Source organism: Maridesulfovibrio ferrireducens (assembly GCF_016342405.1).
Classification (GTDB): domain Bacteria; phylum Desulfobacterota; class Desulfovibrionia; order Desulfovibrionales; family Desulfovibrionaceae; genus Maridesulfovibrio; species Maridesulfovibrio ferrireducens_A.
The window spans coordinates 96573-119216 of sequence record NZ_JAEINN010000002.1 but is presented as its reverse complement, the minus strand read 5'-3'; the positions used below and the strand labels follow the sequence as shown (position 1 = coordinate 119216).

The 22644-nt window shown below is 45.3% G+C and carries 28 protein-coding genes and 1 tRNA gene; 4 read left to right on the top strand and 25 right to left on the bottom strand.

The features are described 5' to 3' along the window. Positions 1-70 precede the first annotated feature (70 nt). The 4 genes from selB to JEY82_RS02380 are packed head-to-tail and all read right to left on the bottom strand — an operon-like array spanning position 71 to position 6121. A complete protein-coding gene (selB, locus tag JEY82_RS02395) occupies positions 71-1984 on the bottom strand; it encodes a selenocysteine-specific translation elongation factor (protein ID WP_304082228.1) in 1914 nt (637 codons plus the stop codon). Between the two features lie 57 nt (positions 1985-2041). Next, the gene (locus JEY82_RS02390) at positions 2042-3430 is read right to left on the bottom strand and encodes an aminopeptidase (RefSeq protein ID WP_304082226.1); all 1389 of its coding nucleotides are present in this window, start codon (positions 3428-3430) and stop codon (positions 2042-2044) included. Positions 3431-3441: 11 nt separating this feature from the next. After that, a complete protein-coding gene (gene selA, locus JEY82_RS02385) occupies positions 3442-4848 on the bottom strand; it encodes an L-seryl-tRNA(Sec) selenium transferase (RefSeq protein ID WP_304082224.1) in 1407 nt (468 codons plus the stop codon). A gap of 43 nt (positions 4849-4891) precedes the next feature. Then, the gene (locus tag JEY82_RS02380; protein ID WP_304082223.1) at positions 4892-6121 is read right to left on the bottom strand and encodes a folylpolyglutamate synthase/dihydrofolate synthase family protein; all 1230 of its coding nucleotides are present in this window, start codon (positions 6119-6121) and stop codon (positions 4892-4894) included. Between the two features lie 49 nt (positions 6122-6170). Between JEY82_RS02380 and JEY82_RS02375 the strand changes: the two genes are divergently transcribed. Beyond that, positions 6171-6247 (top strand) — tRNA-Arg (locus JEY82_RS02375). A gap of 106 nt (positions 6248-6353) precedes the next feature. Next, entirely contained in the window at positions 6354-7496 is a 1143-nt protein-coding gene (locus tag JEY82_RS02370) for a site-specific integrase (protein WP_304082221.1), read from the top strand. On the opposite strand, the gene JEY82_RS02365 is transcribed toward JEY82_RS02370, so the two are convergent. The 15 genes from JEY82_RS02365 to JEY82_RS02295 all read right to left on the bottom strand — a co-directional run bounded on the left by JEY82_RS02365 (position 7493) and on the right by JEY82_RS02295 (position 15132). Continuing rightward, a complete protein-coding gene (locus JEY82_RS02365; RefSeq protein WP_304082219.1) occupies positions 7493-7888 on the bottom strand; it encodes a helix-turn-helix domain-containing protein in 396 nt (131 codons plus the stop codon). The genes JEY82_RS02370 and JEY82_RS02365 overlap by 4 nt on opposite strands. After that, positions 7885-8202, bottom strand: coding sequence for a hypothetical protein (locus JEY82_RS02360; protein WP_304082217.1), 318 nt, complete (start codon positions 8200-8202; stop codon positions 7885-7887). The genes JEY82_RS02365 and JEY82_RS02360 overlap by 4 nt, the downstream gene beginning before the upstream one ends. A 19-nt stretch (positions 8203-8221) precedes the next feature. Next, complete coding sequence (locus JEY82_RS02355) at positions 8222-8380, bottom strand: hypothetical protein (RefSeq protein WP_304082215.1); 159 nt, start codon at positions 8378-8380, stop codon at positions 8222-8224. Between the two features lie 4 nt (positions 8381-8384). Then, complete coding sequence (locus JEY82_RS02350) at positions 8385-9158, bottom strand: phosphoadenosine phosphosulfate reductase family protein (protein ID WP_304082213.1); 774 nt, start codon at positions 9156-9158, stop codon at positions 8385-8387. After that, entirely contained in the window at positions 9151-9276 is a 126-nt protein-coding gene (locus JEY82_RS02345; protein ID WP_304082211.1) for a hypothetical protein, read from the bottom strand. The genes JEY82_RS02350 and JEY82_RS02345 overlap by 8 nt, the downstream gene beginning before the upstream one ends. A 63-nt stretch (positions 9277-9339) precedes the next feature. Continuing rightward, positions 9340-9819, bottom strand: a complete 480-nt coding sequence (locus tag JEY82_RS02340; RefSeq protein ID WP_304082209.1) for a hypothetical protein — start codon at positions 9817-9819, stop codon at positions 9340-9342. Further along, a complete protein-coding gene (locus tag JEY82_RS02335) occupies positions 9812-10279 on the bottom strand; it encodes a hypothetical protein (RefSeq protein ID WP_304082207.1) in 468 nt (155 codons plus the stop codon). The genes JEY82_RS02340 and JEY82_RS02335 overlap by 8 nt, the downstream gene beginning before the upstream one ends. Then, positions 10272-11084 carry a hypothetical protein gene (locus tag JEY82_RS02330; RefSeq protein WP_304082204.1) on the bottom strand — a complete coding sequence of 271 codons (813 nt, stop codon included), beginning with the start codon at positions 11082-11084 and terminating at the stop codon, positions 10272-10274. Before JEY82_RS02330 ends, JEY82_RS02335 begins: the two co-directional genes overlap by 8 nt. Then, entirely contained in the window at positions 11077-11328 is a 252-nt protein-coding gene (locus JEY82_RS02325; RefSeq protein ID WP_304082203.1) for a hypothetical protein, read from the bottom strand. The genes JEY82_RS02330 and JEY82_RS02325 overlap by 8 nt, the downstream gene beginning before the upstream one ends. Before the next feature lie 73 nt (positions 11329-11401). Then, on the bottom strand, positions 11402-11836 hold the full coding sequence (locus JEY82_RS02320) for a hypothetical protein (RefSeq protein ID WP_304082202.1): 435 nt from the start codon (positions 11834-11836) through the stop codon (positions 11402-11404). A gap of 68 nt (positions 11837-11904) precedes the next feature. After that, positions 11905-12186: a hypothetical protein gene (locus JEY82_RS02315; protein WP_304082201.1), complete on the bottom strand. Its 282-nt coding sequence runs from the start codon at positions 12184-12186 to the stop codon at positions 11905-11907. Continuing rightward, positions 12170-12508, bottom strand: a complete 339-nt coding sequence (locus JEY82_RS02310) for a hypothetical protein (RefSeq protein ID WP_304082199.1) — start codon at positions 12506-12508, stop codon at positions 12170-12172. The genes JEY82_RS02315 and JEY82_RS02310 overlap by 17 nt, the downstream gene beginning before the upstream one ends. A 13-nt stretch (positions 12509-12521) precedes the next feature. Then, positions 12522-14321 carry a BRCT domain-containing protein gene (locus tag JEY82_RS02305; RefSeq protein WP_304082198.1) on the bottom strand — a complete coding sequence of 600 codons (1800 nt, stop codon included), beginning with the start codon at positions 14319-14321 and terminating at the stop codon, positions 12522-12524. A gap of 13 nt (positions 14322-14334) precedes the next feature. Beyond that, positions 14335-14748, bottom strand: a complete 414-nt coding sequence (locus JEY82_RS02300) for a phage regulatory CII family protein (protein ID WP_304082196.1) — start codon at positions 14746-14748, stop codon at positions 14335-14337. A gap of 102 nt (positions 14749-14850) precedes the next feature. Then, positions 14851-15132, bottom strand: coding sequence for a hypothetical protein (locus tag JEY82_RS02295; RefSeq protein ID WP_304082195.1), 282 nt, complete (start codon positions 15130-15132; stop codon positions 14851-14853). Positions 15133-15263: 131 nt separating this feature from the next. On the opposite strand from JEY82_RS02295, the gene JEY82_RS02290 reads away from it, so the two are divergent. Then, on the top strand, positions 15264-16292 hold the full coding sequence (locus JEY82_RS02290; RefSeq protein ID WP_304082193.1) for a helix-turn-helix domain-containing protein: 1029 nt from the start codon (positions 15264-15266) through the stop codon (positions 16290-16292). 6 nt (positions 16293-16298) lie between these two features. Here the strand turns inward: JEY82_RS02290 and JEY82_RS02285 are convergent, their stop codons facing one another. Continuing rightward, complete coding sequence (locus tag JEY82_RS02285; protein ID WP_304082192.1) at positions 16299-17195, bottom strand: helix-turn-helix domain-containing protein; 897 nt, start codon at positions 17193-17195, stop codon at positions 16299-16301. A 128-nt stretch (positions 17196-17323) separates the two neighbouring features. On the opposite strand from JEY82_RS02285, the gene JEY82_RS02280 reads away from it, so the two are divergent. Then, positions 17324-17515 carry a hypothetical protein gene (locus JEY82_RS02280; RefSeq protein ID WP_304082190.1) on the top strand — a complete coding sequence of 64 codons (192 nt, stop codon included), beginning with the start codon at positions 17324-17326 and terminating at the stop codon, positions 17513-17515. Between the two features lie 84 nt (positions 17516-17599). On the opposite strand, the gene JEY82_RS02275 is transcribed toward JEY82_RS02280, so the two are convergent. From JEY82_RS02275 to JEY82_RS02255, 5 genes are read right to left on the bottom strand one after another with little or no spacing between them, the layout of a single operon-like run. After that, positions 17600-17920 carry a hypothetical protein gene (locus JEY82_RS02275; protein ID WP_304082188.1) on the bottom strand — a complete coding sequence of 107 codons (321 nt, stop codon included), beginning with the start codon at positions 17918-17920 and terminating at the stop codon, positions 17600-17602. After that, a complete protein-coding gene (locus JEY82_RS02270; RefSeq protein WP_304082186.1) occupies positions 17917-18213 on the bottom strand; it encodes a hypothetical protein in 297 nt (98 codons plus the stop codon). Before JEY82_RS02270 ends, JEY82_RS02275 begins: the two co-directional genes overlap by 4 nt. Further along, entirely contained in the window at positions 18213-20675 is a 2463-nt protein-coding gene (locus JEY82_RS02265) for a hypothetical protein (protein ID WP_304082184.1), read from the bottom strand. Before JEY82_RS02265 ends, JEY82_RS02270 begins: the two co-directional genes overlap by 1 nt. Then, entirely contained in the window at positions 20672-21505 is an 834-nt protein-coding gene (locus tag JEY82_RS02260; protein WP_304082182.1) for a hypothetical protein, read from the bottom strand. The genes JEY82_RS02265 and JEY82_RS02260 overlap by 4 nt, the downstream gene beginning before the upstream one ends. Further along, positions 21502-22644 (bottom strand): hypothetical protein, encoded by a 1143-nt coding sequence (locus JEY82_RS02255; RefSeq protein WP_304082181.1) that lies wholly within the window; start codon positions 22642-22644, stop codon positions 21502-21504. The genes JEY82_RS02260 and JEY82_RS02255 overlap by 4 nt, the downstream gene beginning before the upstream one ends.

Below are 22644 nucleotides of genomic sequence, written 5' to 3'. Positions count from 1 at the left end.
GTATTACAAAAAAAACGGAACCAAGCATAAACTTGATTCCGCATATATTTATATCAATCACAGCATAGCTTTAAACCACACCGGTTTTTCTCAGTCTGCGCTTATCGCCCACCCGCATGGTGAACTTTTCTTTATCCATGAACTCAAGAAGCGGTATAGCAAACTTTCTGGACAGATTCGTCAGCTCTTTAAAATCGGGCGGCCCTAATTCTAAATTGTCTGCGAAATATCCCTCAAGAATAACTTTAAGCTTTTCAATCGCGGATGTGGCAAAATATAAACTATCGTTGATTCTTACAATTGCCCCTTCATCCTGCAACAGCTTAAACACAGGCGCAGCCTCTTTGAATAGCAGATCAAGCGGCTCCAGAATATCCTTAACATTCGGCGGAGTCAGTCCGCCCTTATCGTAGGCATCAAATAAGATATCGCGCAACTTCTGCTGATCGGAAGCCATTGAAACCTTGTGACCGGGAAGATGTATAATATCTTGAGCCACTACGATTTCATTCTTTTTAGTAAGCCTTTCAACTATCGAATGGAAAAGCTTGGCAGCAAGCCCCTTGCCCCATGCGGAACCTATTTCACTCTTGGTTACACCGGGCTTCATAGGTTCTTTTTTATGAAAATCTTCTAAATATTTTATAAATCCACTCACAAGACTTTCATAATGCCCACCGAAAATATAACTGCGGCTTTCTTTATCATACAGGAATACTTTCTGCTGACCGCCTAGGGACTGCAATAACTTTTCAAGCGGCTTGGATGCCACGTCTGTCATGATGGACAGTTCCTGAAAATTCAGCCCTGCGTTACCCGCAAGTTCAAGCTGTGTGAGAATCAGATCTTCTGGACTAGCACCAATCAGTGATTCTAAGCGCTTAACGTCATCCGAGAAACGTTTAACCTTGCTTCCCATAGGATTTATTATGCTTCCCCCTGCAATGGTCCTCAGCGGCGAGAATGAGCGAATTACGATTCTGTCGCCATAAACACCTGTCATGGGCTGATCGAAACGGATTTGGCAGACCGCGCGCTCACCTTTGACGAGCTTTTCTCTATCCAGAAAATACACTTTCGCCATAGTTTCTTTTGAACCATGATGAAAATGAACTTCTTTACGATGCTTCAAAGATCGCGGCGAGGACGGAAGACAGGTTATCTCTACATCCCATACAGTTGACGGAAACAACGTGCCCGGTTTGCCCACAACTTCACCGCGCTCAATATCATCAACTTCAACACCGTGAAGGTTGACCGCTGTTCTGCGTCCGGCAGGAGCTGTTTCAACAGAACCGCCATGAGATTGCAGACTGCGTACTTTCGTTTCAGTCATGGCGGGATAAATTACAACATCGTCGCCCACTGAAAGCTGACCGGAAATGAGCGTGCCCGTGACGACGGTGCCATGCCCTTTCATTGTAAAGATTCTATCTATAGGCAGCCGTGCAAGGTCAGTTCTTCGTTTAGGAGAAAAACTATCCATGAAATCGGCAAGCGCAGTTTTAAGTTCATCAAGGCCTTGTCCCGTATGCGAAGAAACGCCGTAAATCGGGGCCTCGGCTAAAAAGCTCGGGGCCAGAAACTCACTTACATCTTCTTTAACGAGCGCAAGCCATTCTTCATCGACCATATCAACTTTGGTGAGCACCACAAAGCCGCGCTCAATCCCAAGTAGCGTACATATTTCCAAATGTTCACGGGTCTGAGGCATTACGCCTTCGTCCGCCGCTATTACCAGCAGAACAAAATCAATCCCCGCCGCTCCGGCAACCATGTTTTTAACAAACTTTTCATGGCCGGGAACATCAATAATACTGAGCTGACGGTTACCGCCCAGATCTAGGCTGGCAAAACCTAATTCAATGGTGATGCCGCGCTTTTTCTCTTCAGCAAGTCTGTCGCAATCAGTTCCGGTAAGAGCCTTAATCAAGCTGGTCTTACCGTGATCAATATGACCAGCTGTCCCCATAACTACAGGCATTTATGCTCCTTAAAAAAAATTTGCCTTCGGCGACCAAAGGGAAAAACTTTTAGTAAATTAACTACGCAAAAAAGTACTGAAAGCTAACTTGGTAGCATAAAGATCAACTTTGCTTGTCAGTTCAAACGGACTGTGCATGGAAAGAACCGGAGGCCCGAAATCTATAACGTCCATTCCGTAGAGTGCCAGGAATTTTGCAACAGTTCCGCCGCCGCCCATGTCTACCTTGCCGAGTTCAGCCATCTGCCATGGAACTTCTGCGTCAGCTAAAATATTACGCAACCAGCCTACATATTCGGCATGTGCGTCATTTGCGCCAACCTTACCTCTATGTCCGGTAAACTTGCAAAAACATGGACCGTAACCGAGATAAGCGGAGTTCAGCTTTTCATGCACATCCTGATAATCAGGGTCGATTGCGGCGTGCACGTCAGTTGAAAGAGCCTTACCCGCCATCATAATGCGGGACATCTTCATGCCGGGTTCCCATGCTTCAATGAGATCTTCGAGGCAGTATTCAAAGAAAAGTGACTTGGCGCCGGTTGAACCTTCGGAACCGACTTCTTCTTTATCGTAGAACAGCACAATCTGTGCATGGTCCGGCTCAGGTTCGGAAAGAAATGCTTCGAGTGCCAAGAATACGCAGGAACGGTCATCCTGTCCGTATCCACCGACCATAGACTTATCCAGTCCGACATAGCGGGCAGGCCCGGCTGGAACGATGTGCATTTCCGAGCTGAAAAAGTCTTCTTCGATGATGCCGTATTTCTCGTTCAATATTTCCAAAATTTTACGTTTAACGGATGGTTTAGTTTTTTCATCACTATCTTCGCTATCATCTTTTGAAAATGAAAGAGAATGTCCCATAAGGATATTTAACTTTTCGCCTTCAAAAGCATCACTGACCTTTTTTTCAACCTGCTTGTAAGCAAGGTGCGGCAGAAGATCTAAAATAGTAAGGACTGGATCGTTAAGATCTTCACCTATGACAACATCAACTTTTTCGCCGTTAGTTTTTACAACCACACCATGCAAAGAAAGTGGACGTGCGAGCCACTGATATTTTCTGATGCCGCCGTAGTAATGAGTTTTAGCCATGCCGAGACCCAAATCTTCATAAAGGGGATGCTGTTTCAGATCGAGACGGGGAGTATCCGCGTGAGCACCGACCAGTCTGAATCCATCAGAAAGAGTCTTTTTACCTTTACGGGCAATAAAGATTGTCTTGTCCTTGAACGAACGGAAACAATTATCGGAACCGATGTAATCATCAAAACCGGCTTCGAGCAGAACTTCTTCAACATACTTGATTGTTTCACGCTCAGTTTTACAACGGCTCAAAAAATCAATGTAACGTGCGCTAAGATCATCCATAGCCTGCTGATGTTCTTCATCCTGAAATAATTCCCAGCAACTTTTTGTTTTATGTTCAAGCATTTTATTCATGTTAAATCCTTTTATTTATCAAGATTAAGGGCCTGTGAAATCGACTCAGCCACCATATGATATTCAATTTGTGTAAGAGTTCGCGGATCAAGACAAAAGGCATCATCTTCTATACGCCCTACCAGCGGCGGATCAGATGAAAGCAACCGTTCTTTCAGTTCCGGCACAGAAAGATCTCCCTGTGGAATCACGGTTACCAGAAAAGTTTTTAAATCCTGCTCAGGAAACGCACCGCCCCCGACTCTGGAAACACCCTCACGGACATCAAGGGTAACGTTATCACCCAGAAATCTATCCAGAACGCGCGAAAGAGATTGCGCTCTGAGCTGTAGAGATTCCGGCTTTTCCATAATCATGCGTATGGTCGGCACTTGTTTCATGGCTGTCTCGGGGTCCAGATAAAGCCGCAAAGTAGCTTCCAACGCAGCCAGCGTCATTTTATCAATACGAACCACTCTATTCAGAGGATTCTTTTTGATCATATCAATATATTTCTTTTTACCGACAATAACTCCGGCTTGTGGACCGCCCAGAACTTTATCACCGGAAAAAGAAACAACGTCTACGCCTTCAGACACAACTTCCTGAACTGTCGGTTCCCGCATCAGGCCGAGGCCCGCAAAATTTGTCAGGTTGCCGCTGCCGAGATCTTCATAAACCGGCAGATTATATTTAGTGCCCAGTTCTACCAGCTCCGCACCCGAAACTTCTTTAGTAAAACCGATCACCCTGAAATTTGAAGTATGCACTTTCATAAGCAGCGCAGTGTTGTCATTAATCGCGCCTTCATAATCATGCGGATGGGTTCTGTTGGTCGCGCCCACCTCATGCAGGATAGCTCCGCTCTTTGTCATAACGTCAGGAATACGGAAGGAGCCGCCAATCTCTACAAGCTGACCGCGTGAAACAACAGCCTCGCGGCCCGCGGCAAGAGTTTCAAGAGTAATCAGAACTGCCGAGGCATTATTATTCACAACCAGCGCAGCTTCCGCGCCTGTAATATCACAGACAAGCTTTTCTACATGACTGTAGCGACTGCCGCGCTCTCCGGTTTTCAGATCAAATTCAAGATTAGAATATGATCCGCAAGCTTCTGTAACAGCTTTCACCGCTGAATCAGCAAGCAACGAACGGCCCAGATTGGTATGAACAACCACACCCGTCGCATTCAAAACTCTACGAAAATGCGGACGCGCTCCGGCCCGCACATGGCAAGTCAAGCGCGGGAAAAGAGCATCAAGCGAGAGCTGATCTTCAGCCGTAATAATTCCGGACTTGATTTCTTCACGGCACACATCAAGAAAACCGTTAACCAGATCTCTAACTAGAGTACGAGGAACACCGCTGAGAGCACCCTCTTCCTCTAATCTGGTAAGCACAGAATCTACTGACGGCAGAAATTTGAAAAGATTAGACAATTATTTCTCCTAAAACCTTTGATCGCCAAAGGCGCTTGTCTTACTACTTCATTAAAAAGCGTGGATACTTTGTATAAAAAGCTGAGAGCAAATACAAGGAACCGCAAATTAGTACTGTCCCGTCACCGGAAGGTAATAAGGACAATGCTTCATCAAGTGACGGAGCAGTCAACACTTTGGTTCCGAACCGCTCTATAAAATCTTCCGGCAAACAGGCTCTTTCATTTTCAGGAATACCACAAGTTATGATCGGCCCCTGCGTCAATTCAAATAAGATATCTTTCACAGGGGCTATATTCTTATCTTTCATGCAGGAAAACACAATCGCATCAAGCACGATTTTCGATCTTTTTAATTCCGACTCAAGAGCTTTAAAGGCATGAAGGTTATGTGCGCCGTCCAGAATATAGGTTCTATCAGCCTTAACTATTTGCAATCTACCGGGAATAAAAGCTTTTTTTACCCCTTCGCGAATCTGAGATTTGTTAAACTGCAAATCTTTATTATCACAGAAAAATGACCATGCGCACACGGCTAAATGAGCATTCTGCATTTGATGCACGCCTGAAAGAGTCGGCGATAAGTCTGAAATTCCGTTCATTCTTTCGGCATGATGAAACTCAACGCCTAACTGCTCAGCGCGTAAGTGCAAAACATTCATTACCTCATCAGTCTGAATAGATGTAACGGCAATTCCGCTCTTTCGCATAGCATCAGCTTTATCTGCGGCAATAAGTTCGATAGTCGCACCAAGTATTTTTTCATGATCAAGCCCGATTGGCGTAAAGACTGTTAAATCAGGATCAAGAGTATTGGTCGCGTCAAAACGCCCGCCAAGCCCTGCTTCCATCACGGCGAGATCGACACCGTGTTCTTTAAACGCGACTAAAGCCATGCAGGTAAGCAATTCAAAATAAGTCAAACCCACATCAGGAGCAATCTCCATCACCATGTTGGCAAGATGACACCATTCATCTTCAGACAACATCTGACCATCAACAGTGACTCGTTCGCGAGGGGTCACAAAGTGAGGTGAAGTGAAAGTTCCGACCTTCAAGCCGGACTCCATCGCTATATAAGTTAAATAAGTTGAAGTTGACCCTTTTCCATTGGTTCCCACCACATGGATAACAGGTAAATCGCCTTTAGCCCCCCATTTACATACAAATTCTTCCATTCTATCGAGGCTCAAATCCATATGAAAAAGGCCAAGCTCGTCCAAATACTCGCTAAATTCTAAAAAATTATTAAATTTCAAGGTATCACCATTCATTTTTTACTTGACCGCGAAGAGAACCTCGCTTAGAAGGATCTTCTCTTGAGCGGCAGTAGCTCAGTTGGATAGAGCAACGGCCTTCTAAGCCGTTGGCCGAGAGTTCGAATCTTTCCTGCCGCACCATGTTAATACAAAGGGTTACGAGTGAAAACTTGTAACCCTTTTTACGTTTAGGTAAGTGAAAGGTAAGTTGCTTGATAAAACTGGTAACTCCGATTACCTCTGAATCATGGCAACGCACCCACCCACCGCAAAACAACAGCCCCGCATCAAAACCAAATTTAGCGGCGTCTATTACCGCGAATCCAACACGAAACGCCACCGCGGCAAACCCGACCAAGCTTTCTTGATCTGGTACAAAGACGCAGGCCGCGCACGCTGGAAAACTATCGGCTGGGCATCCGAGGGCATCACAGCCCAATACGCCAACACCCAGCGTATCAAAATCATTTCCACTCTCCAAGGTTCTCCCTCGGACACTGACCGGCTCAACCCCGATTACACTCTGACCGAAGCCGCGAACTTGTGGTTCACGCACCGCGAACTTGAGAGCAAGAGCACCAAGCGCGAACGGCAACGTTACGAACGACACTTGCGCCGCTACTTCGGATCGTTGCCCCTGCGTGCACTTACTACTGACATGCTTCTCAGCGCGCGCAATAAGCTTCAAGAAACTCTTTCCGACGAATCTGTCCGCAAATGTTTTGCATTTACACGCTCCTGCGTCAACCTTGCCACTTCTGAGGGCTGGTACACAGGCCCTAATCCTTTTTCTACCAACAACACTAGATTCACCCTGCCTATTCCGGACAATGGAGCCTTGCGCTATTTCTCGCCTTCCGAAGCCTCTATGCTTCTTGAAGCCCTCAAGCTCAGATCTATGCAAGTGCATGACATGAGCCTCGTGAGTCTTAAGACCGGGCTTCGAGCCGCAGAAATCTTTCTTCTGCGCGGTGACTCCATTGAACAGTCCGGGCATCTTAGATTCATATCCAAGCACGGAAACATGCAAAGGGTACACGCTCCGGCGGACATCCTCGCGTTGCTTAAGACATACAAACGCAGTTCCAACGAATTCATTTTTCAAGCGAGAGGCGGCGGGCAAATTGAATATGGAATATCCAGTGTATTCGGAGACACTGTAAAAAGGTTGGGGCTTAACAAAGGAGCCACCGACCCCAAGCTGAGAATAAGATTTCACACATGGCGGCATACTTTTGCCAGCTGGCTTGCCCAGTCCGGGGAAGTTACCCTTCACGAGCTTATGACAATGATGAGACACAAAAACCTCCAAATGACCCTACGTTACGCACATTTAATTCCAGACGATCACAGAAAGAAATTATCCATCATCGACAGGATGATGAGCTAATCCTGATTAGTAATAACTCTGTATTTATTATACCAAGCTTCAAGCGATTCTTTGGAGTAAACAACATACCCGCCAGTCGGTTTAGAGTAGCTTGGCCCTGTGCCTTTTCCACGCCAGTCCTGCAAAGTGGATTCCGGCACACCGTATATTTTCGAAACCATTTTAGGTGTTAACCAATTCAGTTCCGGTATAGAGCTGTCCGGCAAGCTTTCCCCTGAAGGGTCAACAACCTTAACTTCCACCTGCAACCCCTGCCCGAGATTACGCCCAACGGCTTCAAGCAGTTTACGCACTGCCTGAGTCTTTTTGCCCGGTGACATTTCAAAGACTTGCACGTCTGTACCATTGAGAATAAGGCCGTTTCCGGCTCTGACTATTGATATCTCGCTCATCTCATCCCCCTACAAAGCTTTCTCAAATCGTCATCTTTAATCAAAAAACAATCCCCTGCCGCCAGATTCCGCAGATCCGAATCACGCACCTGGTCCGTTTTGCGATAGCAAACGTTTCTCCAGTCACTATCTTTGATCAGATCGCAATTGCCTGCGCTGAACTGCCGCAGGTCTGAATCATTAATCATGATCGTTTCGCCCCGGCAGAGGTGGCGCAGATCGTTATTTTTGATTTGGTTGCAGTCGTCAGCGAGGACGGCTGTTGAGATTGTCAGGGTTAGGAGCGCGGTTGCTATGATATGTTTAATTTTCATGGTCTTTATTCCCCCAACTCTATTCAGGTTCACCAACGCCGACAAAAACCTCAACGCCGTGCATTTTGATATCCATTTCAATCTCATTAACAATGGATTCATAGTCTTCAGCGGAGATACCTGAAACTCTGAATTCTACTGCGTAAGTTACTTCTTGTTCTTCATTTTCTTCGCACATAATTTTATTCTCCCACCGCCGCAGCGGATTTTTCATTAAATTTGGTCAAGGATTCTTCGTAAGCAAATTTGGCATCCAAATCATGCACAGTTGCGTAATCCCGAAACCCTCTATTGTGACCGGGGACACTTGCATCCCATTCAAGCATTTGCGACCACTGGTCTGGAAATTCGTTGCGTAAAATTCGTAAATCGTTCAGCCGCTGGAGAGGGCAACAAAAGCAACTGACACGTCTGAAATGGTCGTACAGCCCCCCCCAATCAAACCCGTGAGATTTACAGAGAGAGAGGGCTTCCCGCTCATCGACACCCAACTCAATGAGCGGGAAACGGAACTTCCAATGTTTTTTCTTGTTCAACGTTTTTGCTTCGGCCCTGTGTGCTTCGTCCGCTGCGTAGCCGATGCACTGAACCGGCTTTTCAAAATCCTTAGTATACGCTTCGAGTGCAGACACTTTTTGGCGAGTGCACCAACGGCGCATAGGAGAGGGCCAACCGTTGCCAATTCTATGAACAGTGCCTCTTTTCTCACCTTTTCGAGCAACGACACGCCTCTCAAACATCCAGTAATTAAAAGTCTTTTCAGGCCGCAGTCTGATCAATCCCACACCTGTATATTTTTCGAGTTTATCCAAATGATCGTGCATTTGCGGGAACTCCCATCCCGTATCAAAAAAGACAGCTGAATGAATTGGGATATTCTTTTCGAGCATGAGCAAAAGCATGGCGGTTGAGTCTTTGCCACCAGACAAGCTGATGATATTATTCACGTTACCCATTAACCTCCTCCGCAACCCGCACCATATCCGCACAATTAGCCCGGACAAGAGCCGCCGCCATTGGTGGGCAAAAATCTTTTTCGATTTCTTTCATTTTATCTTTTAGACTTTTATTCATTTTTTTATTCTCCTACCGCCTATGCCGCAGAACAGATGGAAGTGTTTTATTTCGCGAGAGGGGTTAAGCATTTTGCACCGCCAGATTGAAACCAGTCCTTTTACAAAAATTAACAAAAGCTTTGCGACATATTGCTTCGTTCTCCGGCTTAAGGCGTGGGATTCCGTACTGGTTATACCCTCGTGTAAGCCAAGTAAGCTGCTTGTAACGTCCGCCTTTGCCTTCTTCGCCTTCCTCATCAAAATATCCATTTACAAAAGGATGATGCCAGTAATTTATTTCGAAACACCTTGCAGGAGCATTTTTAAAAGGGAAACTTTTGAGATTGCCACACCGAGCAATTTTCTGATCTGGATGTTCACAATAGTAGTATGAGTACGAACCATATTCATCGGCGCTTTCATGTTGGTAGTGCCAACAATTTTCACACGAAAAACCCTGATCAGCTTCTAAAAGGGCCATACCTATGAGAATGAACACGTCTTCTTTTGTAGGTTGACCTTTGAGGTGAATTATTGCGTTTCCACAGGAGGTTTTAAGCATCACACACCTCCACCGCATACGGATAATCCACCTGAAAAAAACCAAGCATACCTTTGCAAGGAAAGAACGGAAGCGGACGAGCTTCGACCATGCACCAGTGCCATATTCCCGCCCCACGCTCTGCCCAAGGAGACTCGGAATCGTTGACGCATTTAACGAACTTGCAGCAACCGACGATGCCACCAGTGTTGAAAACGTGCTCATGGCCTGCAATTCTGTTTTCAAAAAGAACTTTGCCCTGATGATACATGACTCGCTTAACAAGGCGATAGGCATTTGCTTCAACGCTGTACCCTTTGACAACTACATTGCTATCCACCTGTAATCCGGCATGGAGAAGCACGGTTTGACCGATGTATTTCTCGGGAATTCTCCGAGTACGATTTTCTACGGGCTTGAGTCCTAAGACGCATACGCCTGTCCATGGCTGACGAATGGAGAGTATAGGGTATTTAGACATTACCACCCTCCCGCATAACCGCCACAAGCCCCGGCGCTTTAAATAGTTCAAGCAAACATCCGTATGTTGTCGAACGCCCTTCGAACTCGACTTTTGCGGATTCGACCATTCCTTTTACTGGCAGATTGATAAGGCCGGAATTCATGCGGACAATCTCCAGAGCTTCGGCTTTCGAATGCGCGGCCACGGCGAAACGTTCGCCTATGTCATACATTCGGAGCTGTCTTTTTTTGGGTGATTTTTCGCCCCAGAATGCGGCATGAAAAGCTTGATAATCTGCAAAAATCTGGTCTGCATATTCAAGAATATCGCTGTCTGAATCTTTCATCAGAGCGGTTAAGGCGCATTCAAGCCAGTTCCAGCAAGCCATTTTTTCAGACGTGAATTCTGGCGAGAAACGGTCTTTCACATCGCTGACCAGTGCTTTTAAGGTATCCGCCGCATGTAAAATGTGCAGTTTTGTATCGGAGGCCCATATTTGTTTTATCTGAGCATCAAAGCGGCGGTCTTCGAGTTCTGCATATTGAAGCGGAACCCCGAAACGCTTACCTTCTTCAAGTGCTGTGATTGCCCAACGATGAATTCTTTTACCGATATCAACGGTCTTTGCGTCCTGATCTATTTCCCCTTGCTTTTCGACAGCAACGCCGACAATGCCGGAAAGGAGAGCAATAGAGGTCCATATTTTCCAATCGCGGACTCTACCAGTCGGCAGGGCGCGGAGCATAGAGCAGACTTGTGAGCGACAGCGTTTACCGGAATAGTTAGCACTGCATAACGGGCATTTCTTTTTTGGTTTAGACATCACCCACCCCCCGAAATTTTTTACACTCAAAACTACGCACACAATACTTTTCAGTTCCAAGTTTGCGCCCGTAATCCGGACACTCAGCCCTGAATTTGCATTCCTCAAAATCAGGTTCAAAAAGATTGACAGTAAGGCCGAAAGACCGCCTGATATTTCCCTTAAGAAGCGGCTTTCCGTTAATTTTAATCTCAGCCTTTGGCGGTAATTCTTTCAAAATTTCGATAAATTCTTGAACTTCCATAATTTCCCCCTTCATCCAAGTGGACAATAATTTGCAAAGTTAAATCCAGCCGGAACGCCGCCGTCGAAGCGGATCATTGCCGTGTAACCGGACAACGTTTCCAGCCCGTTGATTTCCGTCTTCGCAGTGCTGCAAACTCTCCGGCCTGATAAGTGCGCAGCTTTAGGCTTGGCCGCATACGCTGAAACAGGTTTCTGCTTTGCCCTCTGCGCACACCCTTTAAACGCAGATTATTTATGTCAGCCTCTTCGATTATTTTTTTGAAATAATCTTCATTCGTTGGGAAAACGGGCCAGACTTCAAAGAGTTCAAAATAAAATTTTCTGATATCTTTAGAGATAACACCGGACTCAAACGAGTAGCAGATCATTCCCCGGTGCATAGTCGGCTTTTTCTGAAATCCGCACGGATAGCCCGGTGAAGTCGTGATTTTGAAAACCCGCCCTTCGCGATCCATTTCGTAATCTGTCTCGGGAATTTGTTTTCTTTCGATATTGTTACCGCTCATTGTAAGCCCCTCGCTCGCACGCATTTTCATCAGTGACAGGTGATTGTAAGAACAGATCCGAAAGCCCCTTAACGCCCGCTTGCAGTTGAATCAGCCTTGCAATCCCCTGAGAAGTCAGACGGGGCCGCAATTCCGCAAGTTCCAGATTTATCTTTGCAAGCTTGTAATCCATGTAATTTTTCGTCTTTGTTATCCCCATGATCGCCCCCGAATACTTGGATAAATTTACGGCAGTTCTTATGTGCATATTCAAATTTCCGAACTGCTTCTGCGTTGTGCAAAACATCATTTGCGCCGCAAATAGTGCATTCAACATTAAAAACTCTTCGAATATTAAGATGCGACAACATTTTCCCTCTCCAGTGCATTTTCGAGTCTGGCCGCGCAAACCGAGGCTTTAAAGTCGCCGCAATTCATATAAAGCTCATTGAGATACTTAACCGTGTCCCGCACAGCTTCGCCGATGGATTCAACGCACGCCATGCCGTCCGGATTCGGGAGAAGCAAAGCGTTAGGGGCTTCCTCAAAACCTCCGAGACAAATTTCCTGACCGCAGGAAGGACATTTTTTTGCATTCGGCCCCTCCGTACAATTTTTACAATTTGAAGGAAGACAATATCCCCTGTTGTGTTCGCAAGCTTTGAAATCGAATTCAGGTTCTTTTTGTGGCATGGTGTTTCTCCTTTTAAAGATTCAACATTGTTAAAAATTCAGCCTCAGTCAGAACTTTGGCCCCGACTTTAACGGCCTTATCCGTCTTAGTTTTACCGACCTTCGCGCCACAGATCAGGTGAGTGGTTGAGGCAGTAAGGGAACTCTGGACAGTCGCGCTGTTTTGCATGGCGAGAGCTTCGCAGTCTGCGCGGCTTCCTGTTTTCAGTGTGCCAGTGAAAACAACCGACATTCCTTTGAGGGAGCCGGACTGCGGTTCTGCGGCAACTTCAAACTTAAAGTGACGCATGATATTTTTGATTAAACTTAAATTTTGACGAAGGCCGTACACTATCGAAAGGGCTACAACTTCGCCGATACCGGGAATGATAGACAAGGTGCTGGAGGTGGATTCCAGCAGTTCTTCAATGCTCAATTTGGAAAGGATTTTCTTAGCAGTAGATTCGCCGAGGCAATCAATACCGAAAGCCGCGAGGAATTTGGCAGGGTTTACACTTTTCGTTTTTCGGTCCTGAATTGCCTGATTCAGGTTGACACTTTGCTGTTTTCCGAACCCGAAACCTATATAATAATGTACATCCGTCTTTTCGAAAAAACGGTTTAATGGTTCAGTTGCAAGCTTTTCAACCGCCGCAGGACCAAACCCTTTAATGTCCAGAGTTTTAAAAAAATGTTCTTTTGAGCGGCAAGATTTAGCAATACAATCAGGATTCTCGCAGATTAAATTCGGGCCTCTTGGAATCAAAAAAGAATTACAAGCTGGACAATAACAAGGAAAATCAAGTTCAGCCCTGCTTATCACTTTTTCGATTTTCGGAATAACTTCGCCGGATCGTATTATTTCAATCTCAGCCCCGACACCTATACCGTTATTGTTTATGTATTCGGCATTGTGGCCAGTAACATTGCTGATCTTTGCGCCGGAAATTTCAACGGGTTCAATTTCAACAACTGGAGTAACAACGCCAGTGCGGCCCACCTGCCAGCGAATCGCTTTGACGTTGGTAGTCGCGGTTTCGCCCTTGCGTTTAAATGCGATCTGCCAGCGGTGATGATGGGATGTGGAACCGAGGTGTTTTTTCAGTTCCGGATTAACGACTTCTATTACGAGTCCGTCGATTGGATCGCTGACTTCATAGCAGCTTGCAATCCATTCTTCGTCTTTCAATCTTGCCAAAACATCTTTTCCAGAATCAGGAGGGCCAAAAAATGTTTTCATAAAACCAAAGTGTGCAAACCTGACAGCACCGCAAGCAAAAGCCTTTCGAGCTTCGTTGGGAAGCTCATCAGCAAGAATATTTCCCGTTATAAAATTTCGTGGGTGAGAGTAACTGTCCGTCAAGTTTTCATTAAAATAAGACTTTTTGATTACAATCTCTCCGGGTCCGAATCTATCGGGACAGATTAGAATTCCTTTGCACAGAGCATCCGAAATATTAAATCCAAACTCACCATCACCACGAGTAAGCAGTCTTTCGCCGTCCCAGTGTGCCGCCATGCCGTCCAACTTTGGAGTGATGATGTATTCAATATCATCAACATCAAGCCCAATCTCAGCCGCCGCAGTTTCGCACCGGCTAATAAACTTTTCGATTTCCGCAAAAGTGTAAGCCTTCTCAGTAGAAAGCATGGGCGCGGAGTGTTTAACCTTGAGCCTATCAGACTTTTCCGGCTCGACCGTATGCAGAAATTTGTTGTCGGGATCAGTCGCGCGGAGTTCGTCCAGCATGGCATCATATGCACTATCGCTCATAAAAGGCTTGCCAGCGCGATAAGCTTTATTTGCTTCTAAAAGTTCATTGATTTTATTCATGATAAACCTCCAGTTAATCCAAACTGCAAAGCAGTTCTTGAATTACGGTTATAGCTTCGTGCCCTTCTTTGCTGATCTTTGCTTTTTCATCCGAGCTTAGATTGCCGTCGGAAATGCCATCCCCATAAGCGGCAATAAATTCTCCGAATTCTTTCACGACTTTGATTATGTTTCTGTCACACGAAGCCACTTCCGGCAGTTTGACATAAACCCCGCCCATGCTCTTTGCTATGTAATGCAACGGAGCATCGTCCTTGCACGCACTCATGAGAGGAATGAGCAGGTCAGCTCCAAGTTTGAAATTTTCGCTTTCGCTATTTAATTCGCCGAGCAGAACGCGATATTTTTTACCTATCCGCTCAGCAACCCCCTGCGCGCCAAGGGTCGAACCTAAAACCATTTCCTGAACTACATCGACCAGATTCATGAATTTACTCCTGAAATAAATAAGCAATTTAATGTGGTTTTGAGCCTGTGATTCCTTACAATTACTGCTATGCTGAACGATTTATCTTTTACCCGAACAAACCTATGCAGACGCCCTGCATTCAGAACGAGGCTTAGGCTTGCGCCCGACTTTGCCGTCACTCAGTTTCGGCAGAGAGCTTTCAGGGACTCCGGCGGCAAGCAGGGTTTCGCGGTGAGATTTGATGCAGGAATCAGCACTGACAATGCGGCTGACCTGTCCGCAGGAAAGATCAAGGAGGTCACAAACCCATTTTTGAGTTTTCTTATTAATGAAAAGCCACATCTCAAAAGAGGACGGTCCGGCTTCTTGTGCTGGTTGGTTTTTTTGGGTAAAGTCTTTCATAATTTCCTCTTTGCTAATGTAATTTTAAAATTATTGCGTAAAACTTTTCGCAGTTTCTGTATAAATTGTTTTATACAGAAAACTTTTACTTAGTTCAATGCTTTTTATAAAAAAGTGGGTAAAAATTTACTATGAGTGATATTGTTCAAAGATTTCTAAGCATTAAAGACATGTTAGAACTTAAGCAGGTTGCATTTTGCGACAGAATTGGACTCACACCCATGAGTTACCGCAATTACACACAAGGCAAAGGAACACCTAAATCCGAAATTTTGACGAAAGTTTGTGAAGAATTTAATATAAATGGTGATTGGCTACTGACTGGCAAAGGGCCTGTTTATGCTGAATCTGCGAATAGGACTGACACGCCCGAGACTCGTTTTGGAACGGCTTTAAAAAATCTGTTCGCAGACTCCGGCATTCAGACCACGCTCGAGAATTTCGCGGCAGTCGGCGGCATAACTGTAACCGAACTGAATGCGATCATGGACAGTCAGATGATGCCGCCAGCATCAGCTTTGCGGCAGTGGGCAATAAAATATCGTGTGAATATGAATTTTTTGATAGCTCAGATGGGCCAGCCGCTGCTTACACGGGAACAGTATGAGCAGGACGGGCCTTTGCTGGATATGCGGGTTCAGGCTGGTGAGGATAAATATCCGAGGGGCTGCGGAGATCTTTACGGCAACGGCAAAAAAACAGGAAACAAGCCACTGCCGGAAGTCACGCAGGATATGCTTTCCCCCGGCGCGGAACTACCTTTAATCGGACTTGCTCAGTGCGGTGTTTCCGGCTGGTCTTTAACTTTGCCGATGGCAGCAACATCATCAGTTCCGAAGTTCCACAAAGACATGATAGCGGCAATGGCTATAGGCGACAGCATGGTTCCGGCCGGAATAAATCCGGGCAACATTGTATATTGTGATCCGAAAATGAAACCCATAGAAGGTGAACCTGTCTTTATAGTCCGGAGAGGGATGGACACAAAAAAAGAAGGCGAGGCAACGTTAAAATTATATATGGGTGAAGATGATAAGTGGATTTATCTAAAAGGCTGGTTGACGAACATGGGAACCCATCAGAAAGATTTCGAAATTAAACAGTTGAAAGCTGAGATTAAAACTATTGCGCCGGTCGTAATGATCCGCCGACGCATTTAATCAAATTTAATCAAAAAACTTTTTCCCGAGTCCGGCATAAAGCCAATGGAAATTGACCCTGCATTCAAGACAACACTTAACAAGCCAGCTGTCCGGCAATTCGCGGATACGCGTGCGCACATTTGAAATAGACGGCGGGCCGACATTAAGACAACGGGCCAAGGCGTTATCATGATCGACTTGATACGCTTCCGACATACGGCTGAGTATATCTTCCGCTCTATTAACTGCCGGACGCGTCAGCACAAAATATCTGTTTCCGTAAAACATATCCGGCGCATAAATAATATCCACCTCAACTTCGCACAGTCCATGATGACGCTGTATATCTATACAAATCGTGACTAATTCGCCCGGGGTGAGAGCCGCTTTATCAAATGCCGTCAAAACCGTCGGATGATCTTTTTCCAGCACGGCTTCAAAAATTGAAAAGCCCGGTTCCCTGCCGTAAAAAATAGAATCCTCATCCGCTGAAAATGACAAAGTTTTAAATTCATCGTCTATCACCCACCTGCTATCTGTCGGCAACTTACTCTGCCGATCAAACGAAACCTTTTCCAGTCGGCGCAGTGAATCAACAGGATGAAACAGCAACGCCGCAATATACCCCGTTTCGCACTCGAGCGGATAAACCTGTCCGAAAACCTGACTGATTCCGTCCCCGAAATCCATTTCAATATTGAATGAATCCATTTTTTTCGACGCAACAGACTGCCTAATCAAATCCTGAATACTCGCAGATTCCGCGCCAAAAACTTCATCAAGCGCACTGACTGCATATTTTAAAACATCAAGCAAATGCGGATTGCAGTGCAAAATTATACCGTCATGGTCCGTTATCAGACCATATTGATTCATTATATCTATAAATCGGACAATCAAGGCAGGTGGGGTATGTTTCATAAGTTCACTTTTTGTGATTTAATTCATCACAGGCTAACTGTCTAAAATTATTGACAAACATTGATCAAGCTAATAATTCTATATCAACATCAAAACCTGCTCAATGTTAATTCAAAGGGGAAATTCACATGGACGCTCAAATAAGACTGCAAATAGACGACAATTGCAATCCGGCAGACACTCTTGAAACTCTCAGCAACGGTATCAAAACGTTGACGAATTGTATAACAGGGGACAACAAAAATGAGACGGAATCAATTAAACTATTAATAAAGGTTCTTGCCGGAGGGGTTAAGAATATCGCTGAAAAGATTCAGTAATGAAATATAAAAAGCCCTGCCACTCACGACGAGAAACAGGGCTTTTTACGGGGTACAAAACTTAAACCTAAACTTTAATTATATTTACACCGTCAACAAATCAACAGCCGCATCAACAGATATTCCAAGATTATATTTTCCAGATAAAAACTTAGCGGCCCGGTTAATATCCATACCGCACTCAATTTGTGCCTGATATGCTTCGACTTCAGATTTTAATCTATACCCTTTAGAAAAACGATACATAACTCCGTGAAGCACTGGAGCAGCCCAAAACTGTTCAACGTGTTTTTGCTCATGTGCAAGCAATCCGGCATCATCTTTATATTTTGGCCGGATCAGAATTACAGGGCCGATTGTGTAACCAGCGAAACGTTTTGGCATTCTGTCAGTGTAAATAATCACGCTGAACCCTCCGGCTTTGGAAACCTCACCTTCACAGCTGCAACATGCTCCATCCACAATCCGTCATATTGCAAATTATTTTGCATTTCCCAAGGGCCATAAGCTGCTTTTCGGACTTCCTGCCAGCCGCTTTGCTTGTACCACTCCGTTTCCATGATAGTACTAGGCAGTTGCTCAGGACAATCGAGCAGATTTGTTTCAGCGTAAAGATTCTGCAGGTCATTGTAAAATCTATCCTCAAGTACCAAATCAGGCGAGCCGTGTTCTAAGGCTTGCAAATATAAACTGAACATTATGCGCCTCCTACGGGAATGCCGGTATCAAAACTCATGCAACCGCATTTTACAGCGTGGCCGTTGAGATCAATTTTGTATAAAACATTATCTACAATCCAGATAATACCATCATCACCCCAGTTGCCAGCGACAGCATCCCATATGAGTTCGCAGAACCACACGCAGACATGATAGGTTCCGGCTTTCTCAAACAGTCCGAAGATGAACTTAATCCCAACCTTACATGAGAATGAAGACAAAGCAGTAATACCATGGCGCAAAGGGTAGCCCCACTGCCCGAGGTATCCAGCAGTTGTCAGATTGTAACTTGAAACTTTAGTAGCAAAATCTAATGGTGCAGACGTACCAGTATGTACGTTTCCAGTTAAATCTCCCGTTAAATAGTTACTAAAGCTACCATAGTGATCATTAGCATAATAAACATCACTGAGCACTTTTACTCTCTGTGGATTAGCCGCAGGTCTAAACACTCTAGCCCTTGTCTTGTACTCAAGCCTAATAGCAGAGTTTGCGAGCATGTCAGCTTCGGATGTGTAGCCGAGTGGGGACCACAAAGCAGATATATTTATGTCAACATAGTTTCCAGGGCTATTAAATGTACAGTTTGCAGATATATCAACATAAGAACCTGTTGAATTAAGAGCATAGTAACCTGTCGGAGTTGCCGCTTTTTTATCTAATTTTAAACGTCTAATGCCTGTTGACGGCGATACCAAATTCCCCAACAACTGATTAACCCACAACCCGTCAGCACCGCGGTAGCCTGTGTTAAGCTGTCCGTACATATCGTCTGGAATTTCGAAGATGGATAACTCGGAGACTTTGGCTGTTGTTCCGGCAACGGAAGCCCATAAACCAATTAAGTTTGAATCTACATCAGTTTCAATTACATCGTAATAAGTTCCTGATGAAGTTATGATCTGACCTAAGTTTTCGTCAGTAGTTCCATCGGAAGCATTAGCAAAGGTAAAAACCTGTAGACTTCCACTCGTTACCTCATCTACTACGGTTTTAGTTAAATACTTCTTACCTTCTACACCTGCCACAGAAGTCCCCACATTATTACTAAAGGCCGCACTATTAAATGTTGATACCCCATTTAATATAGAGATAGGTCCGTCAACAATCCACCCACCCGCACTACCATCCTGCGTAAACGTAGGATCAGGAGCAATGTTAGTGTACTGGTCTACTTCTACTCCGTGGAGTTCTGCGACTGTGTAGGGATTGCCAACTTTATGTACTACACTATGTACTGTTATATCCACAGCCTCGGTCATACCTACGGAGTAGAAGTAGATATTAGCACTTGATCCATCAAGTGATACTGTTCCTCTAGCTCCTCCTGCAATAGTTGTTAAGTCAACACCGTTTGTATGTACGTTTACAGCATCTACGAGGTTGTTTGTTATATCAAGCTCGTAAGTACCACTTGAACTAGCAGTCATCAGTACTAAAGAGTTTTGCCCAGCCGCACCACCAGTAACCCGAGTACCTACGATAGTAACAGGGAAATTACTGTTATTCCAGTAAGGTAGGGCTAGCCCAAAGCCTATTGTGGTTGTCCATAAGTCAGTATTAGTATACTTACTACCCAACAGATACTCGACAACATCAAGTTCGCCCTCTTGTTGGTCTGCGGGGTCTGTGGATTCTTGTGATACTTGAACCGTGTATGTGTTGCCTGTTGTAAAATCAGAACGAACATCTCCATGTTTCGGGTGAACCCAAAAAGCACTTCCAGAGATCATTCTTATGACACTATAAAAGTTGCCGCTGTCACCCTGTAACTTTGCTTCTAGTGTGGGAAGGATTGACGAGCCACTTCCAAAATTAGTAAAAGCACTAGTTGTAGAGAAAGTCGTAGCCGTAGATCCGCAAGTTGTATCTGAAAAGAACTTACTCCCGATTACGATTTCTCCAATCTCCACAGTCTTCATCTTCCCCGCAACACCGTTAATCTGACCTGCTTGGAGCTTGCCAACATAAGCGTTTAACAGCGACATCAAATCCGGTGTGCAATTAGTCTGCTGTTTCCACTTATTCAAATCAAGATTAGGAGCAACTCCGATATTCCCGCCAACAAGCGACATCCATATTTTTCCAACATAAGCGCAAAGCTCGCCTTCAGCGTATGCCTTCAAAGCATCATATAGTTCAGGTGGGCCGCCAAACATGCCAGCATCGACAACGGCTTTTATATCTGCCTGTTTTTGATCCATGTCCGCAATTTTTAAAGCAAGATTTGATTTCCCGAATCTTGCGGTACTGATTTCGCTTTTTATGGCACTGCGATCAGAATCCATGCTAGAAATCTTTCCTGCCAGATTTGCGGAGCCGGCCCTTGCCGCATTGATTTCAGCAACAATCGCGTCAATATCACTCTGACATGACGCAAAATTAGCGTTAACCTGAATTAACCAGTCATAATCATTACACGAAATAACCGTGATACTCATAACGCCTCCTCAATATTAAAATTAGCGGTATAAATACCGTGTTGCGGCTGCGTAACAGCTGGGACCATTTTAAATTTACAATAAACGGCGTGGTTAGCGATTGGATTATCAGGATCAAGCACGACAACTAGCGGGCGGGATCTTCCGCAATGATTGCGCATTTTTTTCAGCGGTCCATCAACCTCGCCTTTACTCAAACTGCCGAGAGAAAATGAATACCCGCAGCGACGTGCTTTATCGTCAACCCAATCTTGTCCGCCGAGCGCGCGGGTAACAGTGGAATCATCACTTGGGGAATCGCGCCAGCCGTAAGAAAAATTATTTTGCGGCTCAAAATGTTTACACAAAATCATGCGCCCGACATGAAAAGCAGTAGCCCCGTTATTAATTTCGACTTTTAAACAGCGTTGACAGAAAGTTTTATCCAAGAAAAAAACAGAAGTTGTGCGGGGTAAAACCGCCAGATCTTCCGCAGAAGGATAACCGAGCGGCGAACTGTTACACGGCAGAATTTCACCCGCAGTATAAACGGGTTTAATAACGTCAAAAGTCTGGCTGAATATTTCAGTCAGAAACGCATCGTCATACACGCGAATAGTAACAGTTGAACCAATCCCGAGATTATGCCCTATCAATGCCAGAGCGGAGACCATGCGCGGTTCATCAAAGCTGTTTTTTACAAATCCTGTACCGTCTGGACATTTCCAAGCAAGCGCAGTCAAGGGATGCTGTAAATTAATTACAGGCCAACCCTCGACAAAAGCGGATGCTTCAAGCGTAGCCGCATCGCTGTAAATAGATTCCCATAAAAATCTCACATTTGCGTTCATCGCATCAACTCCAGAGTCACACTGTTTTTAGTCGCGTTATCAATAATTTTAGTCACCCGGTACATGTCATTAATATTCAGCCGGTCGCGAAAAATATGAACATGGTCGCCCATATTCACACCGAACAACCGAGTCTTTGCCACTGCCGTAGCCACCAGCCGCCGAACAAAGAAAAGCTCTTTCCAACGGTCCCGAACAGTGTTTGCATCAGCAAGCGCAGTCAGCACCGTGTTTTTGCTCATTTCGACCGCAACGGGGTTTAAATCCTTAATTGTCGAATCTTCCCAGCTGGTTTCCGCAGTGGTGGAACTGGCTCCGGTGGCAGTGTAATAAGTTACAACCACTTTCCACGTATGTTTTCCGTGATTCTTTTCAGAAAATTTAGTCAGTTCTAAATCCGTCAATTCCAGCACTGGAACGGCTTCTGCTTCAGGTCCGGCAAATGTCGCAATGCGGAAAAGGCCGGATCGGTCAAAAGTATACCAACTCGCGAGGGGTGAAAGCAGTAAATCCAGCACGTTTCCGAGTGTCTGGTTCGCGGAAATCGGAAGCCAGATCGAAAAATTATTCTCAGCTTTCCAAGCGTCCCACATTGCAGAATCACGCTTATCGGCTGTAATCCCTGCCGCATCGAGCAGGCCGGAAACAACAGTCGGCAGAACCCCGCTTAATGTCTGCTCAGTCAGCTTATGGTCGAGCAGATCGCGCACACCGTCCGCAAGCGAAAGCGTCAGCTTTGTGTCATTCCATGTCGGTGCGTCCGTGACTCTGCCGGAAAAGATTTCTTTGAATTCCGAAACATCCAGCCCGTCAAAGCCGGATTTGATCACCACAGGCGCACCCGCAAAAATATAATCATGGATAAACGAATCAAGATGACCGCCGCCAGTCAGCAAAACCATATTACCGAAAGCCGCAGTCGTGCGGCCGTATGTCATGGACTGCAAAGAGCGCGTAAAAGTCGGCAAGCTCGCGATGCACGGAGAATATGGAAGCGCAGACAAAGCAGGATCAATTCCATCGGACGAAAAGCGCAAAACTTCGCGCTCAGCCGTAGGATTAGCAGGATCAGCGACAGATATTTCAGCAGTATAAATCTTAATCGAACGAGGTTTAGCAGCAAAAGTTTCCCAGCTCAT